Origin of the sequence: Sedimentimonas flavescens (assembly GCF_019264375.1) — a bacterium.
Lineage (GTDB): Bacteria > Pseudomonadota > Alphaproteobacteria > Rhodobacterales > Rhodobacteraceae > Rhodobacter > Rhodobacter flavescens.
Genome location: NZ_JAHVAI010000001.1, coordinates 521,679 through 533,282, shown reverse-complemented (window position 1 = coordinate 533,282; position 11,604 = coordinate 521,679). Strand labels below are relative to the sequence as shown.

Sequence of the window (11,604 nt, the reverse complement as noted above, 5' to 3'; positions counted from 1 at the left end):
TGATCCGGCGGCGAGGGCCGCTGAGCGAAAGACAGACAGATGACCAGTTTTCTCGATATTCACACCACCAGCCCCGAAGACCTGCGCAAGATGATCGACAGCGCGCGCGCCATGAAGGACGCGCGCAACGGCCGCCCGAAAGGCGCGCTGGACCATGACCAACCGCTGGCCGGTCACATGGTCGCGCTGATCTTCGAGAAACCCTCCACCCGGACACGCGTCAGCTTTGACGTGGGCGTGCGCCAAATGGGCGGGCAGACGATGGTGCTCTCGGGCAAGGAGATGCAGCTGGGTCACGGCGAGACCATCGCCGACACGGCGCGGGTGCTTTCGCGCTATGTCGATCTGATCATGATCCGCACCTTCGAAGAGGCAACCCTGCAGGAGATGGCCGAATACGCCAGCGTGCCGGTAATCAACGGGCTGACGAACCGCACCCACCCCTGCCAGATCATGGCCGATGTGATGACATACGAGGAACATCGCGGCCCCATCGCGGGCAAGAAGGTCGTTTGGTCGGGGGATGGTAACAACGTCTGTGCCTCGTTCCTGCATGCGGCAGGTCAGTTCGGGTTCGACCTGACCTTCACCGGCCCGCCCACCCTTGACCCCGAGGCCGAGTGGTTGAACTTCGCCCGATCCAAAGGCGTCGATGCCCGGATCGAGCGCGACCCATTCAAGGCGGTCGAGGGCGCCGATCTGGTGGTTACCGATACCTGGGTGTCCATGCATGACCCGGAATCCGCCAAGGAGCGCCGCCACAACCAGCTGCGCCCCTATCAGGTCAACGAAGAGCTGATGGCGCGCGCCAAGCCCGATGCGCTCTTCATGCATTGCCTGCCCGCGCACCGTAACGACGAGGCGACCTCCGCCGTGATGGACGGTCCGCATTCGGTGATCTTCGACGAGGCTGAGAACCGCTTGCACGCACAAAAGGCGATCATGCGCTGGTGTCTGGGCATGTGACAGGTGGTGAGGGCCGCAGGGGGGCTGTCTGCCCCCCTCTTTGCTTTCAGCAAATTCACCCCCCGAGGATATTTGCGCCACATTGAAGCGGAAACGTTTTCTTAACCAGAATCAATGGAATGTGCACTTACGGTACAGGCGGGGACGCCGATGACCGTCCACGTTGAAGGCCGCTCGACCTCTCCGCCCCCCGCGGTGGGGTCGGGCGTGCTCTGGTCAGCCTTTCAATGTGGTTGAAATATCCCGGGGGTGAGCGGCGCAAGCCGCGAGGGGGCGGCGCCCCCTTACGTTCCGCGGGGCTTGGCGCGTGTGGTCGGGTCCGCTTCGCGCGGGTTCTCGGGCCAAGGATGGCGCGGGTAGCGGCCGCGCATTTCCTTGCGAACATCGGCATAGGAGCCGTCCCAGAAGCCAGGAAGATCCATAGTCACTTGGATCGGTTTGTTGCCAGGGCTTAGCAGGGAAATCCGCAGCGGACGGCGTTTCGGCCCGACAGAGGGATGCTCGGTCACGCCATACATCTCGGGCAGCTTGACCTCGATCGCGGGCGCTGCGCCGGAATAGTCGATCGGGACGCGGCGGCCGAGCGGGGTTTCGAAATGGCTCGGGACCAGCCGGTCCAGCAATTGCATCTGCCCCCAGTCGAGTTGTCCGCGCAGGGCTTCGGTCAGATCAAGGTTGCGCAGATCGGCCTCGGTGCGTTTGCCGCGCAGGTAGGGCAGCAGCGCCTCGCCATTTAGCAGGGCCTCGTCCGACAGGTCGGGCATCTCTTCGCCGTCCTGACGCAGGATATCGACGCGGGCGCGGAAGCGAGCGGCGACGGGCGAGAGCGTCAGTCCAATCTGGCGCAGCCCGTCCAGGGCGCCGCGGGCGATGGCCTCGGGGGGGGCGTCGGGCCAGTGGCGATCATCGAGAACCAGCGCACCGTAGCGTTCTTGCTTGCGGGCCAGAACACGGCCCTCGCGGCGCGACCAGGCGCAGATGTCTTGCCAGGCAATCTCGGGTGCGTGGAGACGGCGCAGCTCGGCCTCTGTCAGCGTGATGCCCTGCCGGATTCGGGCCTCGCGCGGGTCACCGTCCAGATCGGTCGCGACGATCAGGCGCGCGCGGCCAAGCGCGTCGGTCTCGGCCGCCACCGCACCCTTGCCGCCCGAGAGCACATAGCGCGGTGCCTCGCCCTTGCGGCGCAGACCGATCCGGTCGGGATAGGCCAGAGCGGCCATCTCGGCCAGGCTGTAGCTGACTGCGGGTTGCACCATACGCGCCAGCCGTTTCGCCTCGGATCGGATCCGCTCGACCGTGCCGCGATGCACCTGCCAGGGATGCTCGGCCTCGAATCGTCCGGGATTGGCGACGGCGGCGATGCGCAGGGCAAGATCGGCGGGCGCCCCTCGGATCGGGTCGCGCTCGGCCAGAAGGGCGGCGAGCGTCGCGGCCTCTGGGCCGGCGGTGACCAGCATATGCGCGAGACGCGGGTGCAACGGCAGCGCGGCCAGCGCCCGCCCATGCGTCGTGAGCCGCCCGTCTTTCAGCGCACCAAGCCCTTCGAGCAGCGCGCGCGCCTCGGCCAGCGCGGGGGAGGGGGGCGGCGTAAGGAAGGCAAGATCCGCGCCATCCGATCCCCAAAGCGCGAGTTCGAGCGCAAGGCCCGACAGATCGGCCACGGCAATCTCCGGCGGGGCGAAGGCGGGTAGGGCGCCTTCTTCGCCTTTGGTCCAGAGCCGGTAACAGATCCCTTCGGCCACGCGCCCGGCGCGGCCACGGCGCTGTTCGGCCTCAGCACGGCTGACGCGCTCGGTCACCAGACGGGCCATGCCCGAGCCTGGGTCGAAGCGCAGGCGGCGGGCGCGTCCGGCATCGACGACGACGCGAATATCCTGAATGGTCAGCGAGGTTTCGGCGATCGAGGTGGCCAGCACGATCTTGCGCCCTGAACTCGCGGGGGCGATGGCCGCGCGTTGGGCGGCGAAATCCATCGCGCCGAACAGCGGCCGCAGCGCGATCTCGGGGCCAAGACGGCCCGATAGCAGCGCCTCGGTGCGGCGGATCTCGGCCTCGCCGGGCAGGAAGACCAGAATGCCGCCCTCGGTTTCTGCAACGGCCTCTTCGACCAGTGCGGCGGTGGCAGCCTCGAGCCGCATTCCGGTTGCAAGGGGGCGACCAAGCCAGCGCGTCTCGACCGGGAAGGCGCGGCCTTCGGAGACGATCACGGGGCCGTTGTCGAGCAGCGCTGCGACGGGTTCGGCATCGAGCGTCGCGGACATCACCACGATAGCCAGATCGGGGCGCAGGGCGCTGCGCGCCTCCCATGTCAGGGCAAGGCCCAGATCGGCATTCAGGCTGCGTTCGTGGAACTCGTCGAAGATGATGCAGCCGATACCGGTCAGTTCCGGGTCGGATTGCAGCATCCGCGTCAGGATGCCCTCGGTCACGACCTCGATGCGGGTCGCGCGCGATGTGCGGGCTTCGCCGCGAATGCGGTAGCCGACGGTCTGACCGACCGGCTCGCCAAGCGTCTCGGCCATGCGTTCGGCCGCGGCGCGGGCGGCCAGGCGGCGGGGTTCGAGCATGACGATCCGGCCCGACACCTGATCGAGCAGCGCCAGCGGAACGCGGGTGGTCTTGCCCGCGCCGGGCGGTGCCATCAGCACGGCGCGACCGGCCTTGGCCAGTGCGTTTTTCAGCGCGGGAAGCGCCTCGTCTATGGGAAGTCGGTCCGTCACGACGTCCTTATCGCCGTTTCAGACGTCCTTTGCCATAGATCGTGTCGGTCGCGATCTCGATGACCTGAAGGCGCGCCCCATCGGGGGTGGGGGCGTAGGTCAGCGTGAAGGGGAAGCGGCTCTTCTCATCCATGTCCTTGGCCGAGAAGCCCTCAAGCCGGCGGTATTCGCCCGCGCAGATCACATTTGTGCCCTTGCTTTGGGCCGGTTCGAGCTTGACCTGGGTGCGCTTCGAGCCGTCGTAGAGCTTGACGTCGAGCTTGCAGGCCTCGCCCCGGTCCACGTCGCGCAGCACGGCGTAAAGCGCGGTCAGCGGGTCGATCGTGCCGGTTTGCTTGGCCGGGTCCACGTCAAGGTCGCGCGGCGTGCGTGGCGGGTTGCGGCTGACCGAGACGGGGGTGCCCGCCTGGTAGACGATCACGTGATCGACCTTCTTGTCGCCACGCTCCGAGGTCTGGTTGTAGCTGAGCGGGGTGAAGGCACCCGCCTTGAAATTGCCCGCCACCGAGGCGTCGTGGCGCAATTTTTTCAGCGCGCCCAGAAGCCCCGTGGTTTCCAGCGTGCCGTTCGCGCCGTAGGACGCGCCCTCGATCTTGCCGTTGATCGTCAGGCGGCCCGCCTTGAGGCCCTTCAGCTCGACATCGAACTGAATGCGATCCTTCTGGTCCGCCAAGAGCGGCGACGCGGCCATCATTGCCGCGCCGATCGCGATTGCGGCGGCGCCCAAACGACCCTTGAACGACGAAAGCATCATGGCTCCTCAGGAAAACCGGTGTTCGGTCTGGACATACACCGCCCCGAAGGGGCAAGAAACCGAAACCGCATCACGAATTCTGACGCTTTTGTCATCTCCTCTGTCCGAAGGCCTCCGATGAACGCCCATGCCATGACCGACCTCGCTGACAAGATCCTCGCCGGTGACCGCCGCTCGCTTGCTCGGGGGATCACGATGGTCGAGTCGGCGCGGGCCGATCATCGCGTTCAGGCGACGGCGCTTCTGGATCGGCTGGCGGGGGCGGGGCGGCAGGCGCTGCGCATCGGCCTGTCGGGCACGCCCGGCGTGGGCAAATCGACCTTCATCGAAAGCTTCGGGATGATGCTGACGGCGCAGGGTCTGCGGGTTGCCGTGCTGGCGGTCGATCCGTCCTCGGCGCGCTCGGGGGGCTCGATCCTGGGCGACAAGACCCGGATGGAGCGGCTCTCGCGCGATCCCAACGCCTTCATCCGCCCGTCGCCCAGTCAGGCTCATCTGGGGGGCGTTGCACGCCGCACCCGCGAGGCCGTGGCCCTGTGCGAAGCTGCGGGCTTCGACGTCGTGCTAATCGAGACGGTGGGCGTCGGTCAGTCCGAGACGCTGGTGGCCGAGATGACCGACCTTTTCATCCTGCTCATGGCGCCTGCGGGCGGGGATGAGTTGCAGGGCGTCAAGCGCGGCATCATGGAAATGGCCGACATGATCCTTGTCAACAAGGCCGACGGCGATCTCAAGCCCGCCGCGATGCGCACCGTGGCCGATTATGCGGGCGCGCTGCGCCTGCTGCGCAAGCGCGCGCAAGACCCCGAGGGCTTCCCCAAGGCGCTGCCCGTCTCGGCGCTGGAAGAGCAGGGCCTGATCAAGGCCTGGGACGAAATGAAGATGCTGGCCGACTGGCGGCGCGAACACGGTCATTTCACCTCGCGCCGCGCGGCGCAGGCGCGTCACTGGTTCGAAACCGAGGTGCGCGAGGGGCTTCTGGCGCGGCTGCACAATGACCCCGCTATTCGCGGACGGATGGGCGATCTGGGGGCGACCGTCGCTGCGGGCGAGGTGGCTCCGGCTGCCGCCGCGACCGAGATGCTGCGGCTCTTGGGGGCAGCCGGCCCGGAGTAAGCGATCAATACCATTGAAATGAACGAAGCCCCGGTCGATGCGCCGGGGCTTTTCGTTTTGGGACGTTCCCTGCCTCCATCCGCGAGGGCACGTGGGCGGAGGCAGGGCCGTTCCGGATCATGGGGCCGGTCGTCGGGAACCGACCGGGCCGCAATCAAGGGAAGTGGCCAGAAACCCGTTCGGGAAGTCGGGCCTGACCGCACGGCACACCGCCCACTCGGGAAAGAGGCGGAGGCCGGTCGTTTCGGCAACCGCCATTTCTGGCGGCGCCGACAGATCAGTTGGAGGGCATATTCTTATGCTCGGGCATCTTCCCTTCGGGCGCGCCGTTCATCATCTGCATCCCGCCCATCGCCGCGGCATCGCGCTTGAGGTCGACCGGGATGTCGACCGCAACCTCGCCTGCCTTCTCGAAGGTCAGAACGACATGGACCGTATCGCCATCGTTGAGCGACTGACGCAGGCCCAGGAACATCACATGGTCCGCGCCGCGCTTGAGCTCGTGCGTGCCATGCGCAGCCACCGGGAAGCCTTCCTTCACCTCGACCATCTGCATCACCCCGTTGGCATCGGAGATATGGGTGTGCAGCTCGACCCGGTCGGCGATATCCGAGGCCGCTCCGATCAGTCGATCGTCGTTAGCACCGTGATTCTCGATGACCATGAAGGCCGCGCCGGATTTCGACATCATGGTCGAGACGCGGGCATAGGGGTCGGTGATCATGATGTCGCCGGCGAAAGCGGGCGCAGCGAAGGCGACCGCCGCGGCGGTCATGAGAAGTTTGAAGCGGGACATACTCGTCTCCAGTCTGATCTTGGTTCGGGTTAGGCGAAGGGATCAGGCCGAAAGCGGGGGGCCGCGCGCGCGCGGGGTCAGGGCCGACTGGGCGCTGAGGCTGGCAGGCTCGGGCGCATCGAGGTGCACGACCATGCCCTCGGGACGCATGAGGACAGGCGGCGCTTCATCCAGCGCGGCCATCATGCCCAGCACCATGTCGGGACAGAGATGAACGGGGCCGACAGGATCCCCGTTTTCATCGACCGAGACCGTGGTGAGGCCGTAGCCGGTGCAGATCACGATCTCGCCGGCAACACGCGTCTGCCCGCGCGCAACGGCCATCGTCAGGCTCGTCGCCGCAAGGATAGCCGCCAGCAGGATCGCCACGGCACTCTGTGCGTACTTCCGGTTCATGGCTGCAATCTAGCCGCCTGCGCGGGCGCGCGCCATGCCTTTAGTCAAGCCGAATTGCCGCAGGTTGCGCAAAAGCAAAAACCCCGCCGATGGCGGGGCAATCGCTTGACTAACGCGTGTCAGGATCAGGCGGCAGCCTGAGCCTTCACGATCGCTTTCTTGATCTTCAGCGCGTTGTCCGACAGCTCGGCGTCCTTGGCCTTGAGCAGGTAGGAGTCGAGACCACCGCGGTGGTCGACCGAGCGCAGGCCGGCGGCCGAAATGCGCAGCTTGAACGACTGACCCAGAACGTCCGAGATCAGGGTCACTTCGTTGAGGTTCGGCAGGAAGCGGCGACGCGTCTTGTTGTTCGCGTGGCTCACGTTGTTGCCCGTGATCGGGCCCTTGCCGGTCAGTTCGCAAACGCGCGACATGGCGTAAATCCTTCGTTTCCTCGGGGCGCGTGTCCGCCCGCTTCTCAACACAAACGAACGCCGCGAATGGCAGCGCCCGGAAATTCGTTTGGGGGGCATACGGGCAAAGCCGGGCGGCGTCAAGCGATTCATGCGGGCATTCTGTTGGCCGCGCACTCATTTTCATCGTAACGCCGCAGCGCCCCTCAGCCCAGCATTTCACGCACCCAGGCGGGAACAATCGCCGTGGCGGGGCCGTGCCGGGCCTCGTCGAAATAGCGGCTGCCCGCCGAGGGTTCGAGGTTCAGTTCAAGCGTGGGCACCCCGGCATGGCCCGCATCGGCGACGAATCCGGCCGCCGGGTAGACATTCCCCGAGGTGCCGATCGACACGAAGAGATCCGCCGCCCGCAGCGCAGTCCAGATCTCTTCCATCTGATAGGGCATTTCGCCGAACCACACGATGTCGGGCCGGGTGGCGGGTTTTTGGCAGGCGGGGCAGGGATCGCGCGGTGCCATCTCGGCGGGCGCGGACCAGCGATGGCCGCAGGAATGGCACAGCGCGCCCGTCAGAGTACCGTGCATGTGGATGACATTGGCCGAGCCGCCACGCTCGTGCAGATCATCCACGTTTTGCGTGACCACAAGCACCTCGTGGCGGCCGTCCTGCTCCAGCTCGGCCAGCGCGCGATGGGCGGCATTCGGCGCGGCTGCGGCGGCTGCGGCGCGGCGGGCATTGTAGAAGCGATGCACCAGCCCCGGATCGGCCATGAAGCCCTCGGGGGTCGCGACATCCTCGATGCGGTGCTCCTCCCATAACCCGTCCGAGGCCCGAAACGTCCGAATCCCGCTTTCGGCGGAAATTCCCGCCCCGGTCAGAATCACGATCTTGGCCATTGCCGCTCCTCTCGCTACATTTTGCTTATGCGTATCCTGTTTCTCTGCCTAGGCAACATCTGCCGCTCTCCCGCCGCCGAGGGCGTGTTTCGTGAAATGGCCGCCCGCGCGGGTCTGGAGGCCGAGGCCGACAGCGCCGGAACGGGCGACTGGCACCGGGGCGAGCCGCCCTATGGCCCGATGCAGGCCGCCGCCAGCGCGCGTGGCTACGATCTGAGCAGCCTGCGCGCGCGCCAGCTAACACGCGATGATTTCGAGCGGTTCGACCTGATCCTGGCGATGGATAGCAAGAACCTGAAAGATGCCGAGCGGATCCGGCCCGCGGGCGCCCGCGCGCAGCTGCGGCTGTTTCTGGATGCGAAAACGGGCACGCAAGACGTGCCCGACCCCTATTACACCCGTGATTTCGATGGCTGCCTCGACCTGATCGAGGATGGCGCGCGCCGCCTGATCGCCGTGCTTCAGCCGCCGCAGTAACCCTCGGCTGCCGCCGCGAAGTTCTTGTAGCGGTCCCAGAACGCCTCGTCGGCCTTGCGGTCCGACATACGCACTTCCTGTGCCTTCTCCGGGTCTTTGAACAGCTTGGCGGCGCGACGCTGGTCCGAACGGCTCAGCGTCATGTCGGCTACTTGCTGGATGCATCCGCATAGCGCGCGGTTGGCGCTGTTGCGGTTCGCGCCCATGCAGGCGCCGTCAATCGGACCTGCCGAGGCCTGAGTGGCGCCCATGACGAGGCATGCCGCCGCAAGAATGGTGAACTTCATGACTACTGCCCCGCGTTCTGCCTTGAGTTGGCGGGATTGATCCCCGCCTTTGTTTGCGGGCGCACCATAGCCGATTCTGGCGCAAATCGCAACGAAACCGCCCCTTTGGCCCGTCGGCGCGCGAAAAAGACGCAGCGCGCGCAAGCTGTGGATGGGCTTAGCAGGCGCAGCCCCAACCGCTAGCGTTACTCGATCACCTCGGCCTCGTAGCCGGCAGCCTTGAGCGCGGCCAGAACCGTTGCCTCGGGCAGGCCGTTCACCTCGACCTCGCGGTCGGCGAGATTGATGTCGGCCTTGCCGCCGACCTCGACGATGGCCGCCTCGACGGCGGCCTTGCAATGACCGCAGGTCATGTTCGGAACGGAAAGGATCATGGCTTTCTCCTGATCTGATAGGCGCTAGATTGAGTATCTGGCCCGCGCGGTCAATGGCCTCGGGCCCGGCTGCGCCGCTTGCCGCGAAAATACCGCGGCGGGCGCGGTGTTCAATCCCCCTTCCCGGCCCCTTTTTTTGCAGATATATGCGCGCCCATGACCCAGCTCGATCACATCCGCAATTTCTCCATCGTGGCGCATATCGACCACGGCAAATCCACCCTTGCCGACCGGCTCATCCAGATGACCGGCACGGTGGCTGCGCGCGACATGAAGGCGCAGATGCTCGACTCGATGGATATCGAGCGCGAACGGGGCATCACCATCAAGGCCAACACCGTGCGGATCGAGTATCCCGCCAAGGACGGCCAGACCTATATCCTGAACCTGATCGACACCCCCGGCCACGTCGACTTCGCCTATGAAGTCTCGCGCTCGATGCGCGCGGTTGAGGGCTCGCTGCTGGTGGTCGATGCGTCGCAAGGGGTCGAGGCGCAGACGCTGGCGAACGTCTATCAGGCGATCGACGCGGGGCATGAGATCGTGCCGGTGCTGAACAAGATCGACCTGCCCGCCGCCGACCCGGATGCGGTGAAGGCCAATATCGAGGATGTCATCGGCATCGACGCCTCGGACGCGATCCCGATCTCGGCCAAGACGGGTCTGGGTATTCCCGATGTGCTTGAGGCCATCGTGCAGCGCCTGCCCTCGCCCAAGGGCGACCGCAACGCGCCGCTCAAGGCGATGCTGGTCGACAGCTGGTACGACCCCTACCTGGGCGTTGTCGTCATGATCCGCGTGATGGACGGCGTCATCAAGAAGGGTGACCGGATCAAGATGATGCAGACCGGCGCGGTCTATGGCATCGACAAGCTCGCCGTGTTGAAGCCGCAAATGGTGGATATCGCCGAGCTTGGCCCGGGCGAGATCGGCGTGTTGACCGCCTCGATCAAGCAGGTGCGCGATACCCGCGTGGGCGACACGATCACGCATGAGCGCAAACCCTGCGACAAGCCGCTGGCGGGCTTCAAACCCGCTCAGCCGGTGGTGTTCTGCGGTCTTTTCCCGGTCGATGCGAATGATTTCGAAGCCCTGCGCGACGCGATCGAGAAGCTCGCGCTGAACGATGCCTCGTTCAGCTACGAGATGGAGACTTCGGCCGCGCTTGGCTTTGGCTTCCGCTGCGGCTTCCTTGGCCTGCTGCACCTCGAGGTGATCCGCGACCGTCTGGAGCGCGAGTATGATCTCGACCTGATCACCACCGCGCCGAGCGTGGTGTTCAAACTGCATATGAAAGACGGTGAGGTGCGCGATCTGCACAACCCCGCCGACATGCCCGATCTGACCTATGTCGATCACATCCAGGAGCCGCGCATCAAGGCCACGATCATGGTGCCCGACGAATATCTGGGCGATGTGCTCAAACTCTGCCAGGACCGTCGCGGTATCCAGTTAGACCTGACCTATGCCGGTTCGCGCGCGATGGTGGTCTATGATCTGCCGCTGGCCGAGGTCGTCTTCGATTTCTACGACCGTCTGAAATCGGTCACCAAGGGCTATGCCTCGTTCGACTACCAGTTGAGTGAATACCGCGAGGATTTCCTCGTGAAGATGTCGATCCTCGTGAACGACGAGCCGGTCGATGCGCTCTCTATCATGGTGCATCGCGACCGCGCCGAATCGCGTGGCCGCGCCATGGTGGAAAAGCTCAAGGAGCTGATCCCGCGGCACATGTTCAAGATCCCGATCCAGGCGGCCATCGGCGGCCGCGTGATCGCGCGCGAGACGCTCAGCGCGATGCGCAAGGACGTGACTGCCAAGTGCTACGGCGGCGACGCGACGCGGAAGAAGAAGCTGCTTGAGAAGCAGAAGGCCGGCAAGAAGAAGATGCGCCAGTTCGGGAAGGTCGAAATCCCGCAATCGGCCTTCATCTCGGCCCTCAAGATGGACAACTGAAAAGGGCGCCCTCGGGCGCCCTTTTTCGTTCGATCAGTATTGCGATTGCACCTCGGCGGCCTCGCGGCTGACAACCGCGCCTGCGGTTTGCAGGTCACGGCCCGCACCCTTGACGGTTTCGCAGGCGCTCAGCGCGGCGAGGGCGAGCAGGGGGATCAGGTATTTGCGCATCGGGGTCTCCTCGTGTCGTGCAGGCGCCATGGCCCGAAAGTATCGAAGAGATATTTGGGAATACTGCGCCGCTTGGTCAATTGGGAAAACGCCACGGCAAGCCGCAGCGTGTCACGTTGCATCAGGTGGAGGGAGTGGTGAGCCGTGCAGGATTCGAACCTGCGACCCACTGATTAAAAGTCAGTTGCTCTACCAACTGAGCTAACGGCCCACTCTTCTCGCGTGAAGCAGGTTAGTACCCTGTTTTCCCCTTGCGGGTCAAGCTGTTAGCTTGCTCACTCTGTTCTGCGCGATGGCGGTTCA

General features: G+C 65.4%; 13 protein-coding genes and 1 tRNA gene. 4 read left to right on the top strand and 10 right to left on the bottom strand.

Annotated features, from left to right (window positions below; genetic code table 11):
- Window positions 1–39: 39 nt before the first annotated feature.
- The gene (argF, locus tag KTQ37_RS02720) at window positions 40–966 is read left to right on the top strand and encodes an ornithine carbamoyltransferase (RefSeq protein ID WP_218628917.1); all 927 of its coding nucleotides are present in this window, start codon (window positions 40–42) and stop codon (window positions 964–966) included.
- A 284-nt stretch (window positions 967–1,250) separates the two neighbouring features.
- Here the strand turns inward: argF and hrpB are convergent, their stop codons facing one another.
- Together hrpB and KTQ37_RS02710 are read right to left on the bottom strand one after the other, a co-directional pair.
- Complete coding sequence (hrpB, locus tag KTQ37_RS02715; RefSeq protein ID WP_218628916.1) at window positions 1,251–3,686, bottom strand: ATP-dependent helicase HrpB; 2,436 nt, start codon at window positions 3,684–3,686, stop codon at window positions 1,251–1,253.
- A 7-nt stretch (window positions 3,687–3,693) separates the two neighbouring features.
- Entirely contained in the window at window positions 3,694–4,440 is a 747-nt protein-coding gene (locus tag KTQ37_RS02710; protein ID WP_236021012.1) for a DUF3108 domain-containing protein, read from the bottom strand.
- Between the two features lie 117 nt (window positions 4,441–4,557).
- On the opposite strand from KTQ37_RS02710, the gene meaB reads away from it, so the two are divergent.
- Window positions 4,558–5,556 (top strand): methylmalonyl Co-A mutase-associated GTPase MeaB, encoded by a 999-nt coding sequence (gene meaB / locus KTQ37_RS02705; RefSeq protein ID WP_218628915.1) that lies wholly within the window; start codon window positions 4,558–4,560, stop codon window positions 5,554–5,556.
- 277 nt (window positions 5,557–5,833) lie between these two features.
- On the opposite strand, the gene KTQ37_RS02700 is transcribed toward meaB, so the two are convergent.
- The 4 genes from KTQ37_RS02700 to KTQ37_RS02685 form a co-directional block, all read right to left on the bottom strand.
- The gene (locus tag KTQ37_RS02700) at window positions 5,834–6,352 is read right to left on the bottom strand and encodes a copper chaperone PCu(A)C (RefSeq protein ID WP_218628914.1); all 519 of its coding nucleotides are present in this window, start codon (window positions 6,350–6,352) and stop codon (window positions 5,834–5,836) included.
- Window positions 6,353–6,394: 42 nt separating this feature from the next.
- The gene (locus KTQ37_RS02695) at window positions 6,395–6,748 is read right to left on the bottom strand and encodes a hypothetical protein (RefSeq protein ID WP_218628913.1); all 354 of its coding nucleotides are present in this window, start codon (window positions 6,746–6,748) and stop codon (window positions 6,395–6,397) included.
- A 125-nt stretch (window positions 6,749–6,873) separates the two neighbouring features.
- Window positions 6,874–7,161 carry a 50S ribosomal protein L28 gene (gene rpmB, locus KTQ37_RS02690; protein ID WP_218628912.1) on the bottom strand — a complete coding sequence of 96 codons (288 nt, stop codon included), beginning with the start codon at window positions 7,159–7,161 and terminating at the stop codon, window positions 6,874–6,876.
- 185 nt (window positions 7,162–7,346) lie between these two features.
- Window positions 7,347–8,036 carry an NAD-dependent deacylase gene (locus tag KTQ37_RS02685; RefSeq protein WP_218628911.1) on the bottom strand — a complete coding sequence of 230 codons (690 nt, stop codon included), beginning with the start codon at window positions 8,034–8,036 and terminating at the stop codon, window positions 7,347–7,349.
- Window positions 8,037–8,057: 21 nt separating this feature from the next.
- Between KTQ37_RS02685 and KTQ37_RS02680 the strand changes: the two genes are divergently transcribed.
- Window positions 8,058–8,513: a low molecular weight protein-tyrosine-phosphatase gene (locus KTQ37_RS02680; protein ID WP_218628910.1), complete on the top strand. Its 456-nt coding sequence runs from the start codon at window positions 8,058–8,060 to the stop codon at window positions 8,511–8,513.
- Here KTQ37_RS02680 and KTQ37_RS02675 read toward each other — a convergent pair.
- Together KTQ37_RS02675 and KTQ37_RS02670 are read right to left on the bottom strand one after the other, a co-directional pair.
- Complete coding sequence (locus KTQ37_RS02675) at window positions 8,498–8,800, bottom strand: hypothetical protein (RefSeq protein WP_218628909.1); 303 nt, start codon at window positions 8,798–8,800, stop codon at window positions 8,498–8,500. The two genes, KTQ37_RS02680 and KTQ37_RS02675, sit on opposite strands and share 16 nt — an antisense overlap.
- Window positions 8,801–8,985: 185 nt before the next feature.
- Window positions 8,986–9,174, bottom strand: coding sequence for a heavy-metal-associated domain-containing protein (locus KTQ37_RS02670; protein WP_218628908.1), 189 nt, complete (start codon window positions 9,172–9,174; stop codon window positions 8,986–8,988).
- Between the two features lie 156 nt (window positions 9,175–9,330).
- Here KTQ37_RS02670 and lepA point away from each other — a divergent pair, with 156 nt between their 5' ends.
- Complete coding sequence (lepA, locus tag KTQ37_RS02665; RefSeq protein WP_218628907.1) at window positions 9,331–11,130, top strand: translation elongation factor 4; 1,800 nt, start codon at window positions 9,331–9,333, stop codon at window positions 11,128–11,130.
- Window positions 11,131–11,163: 33 nt separating this feature from the next.
- Here the strand turns inward: lepA and KTQ37_RS02660 are convergent, their stop codons facing one another.
- Together KTQ37_RS02660 and KTQ37_RS02655 are read right to left on the bottom strand one after the other, a co-directional pair.
- Complete coding sequence (locus KTQ37_RS02660; RefSeq protein WP_218628906.1) at window positions 11,164–11,301, bottom strand: entericidin A/B family lipoprotein; 138 nt, start codon at window positions 11,299–11,301, stop codon at window positions 11,164–11,166.
- Window positions 11,302–11,436: 135 nt separating this feature from the next.
- Window positions 11,437–11,512: transfer RNA gene (locus tag KTQ37_RS02655), tRNA-Lys, on the bottom strand.
- Between the last annotated feature and the right edge of the window lie 92 nt (window positions 11,513–11,604).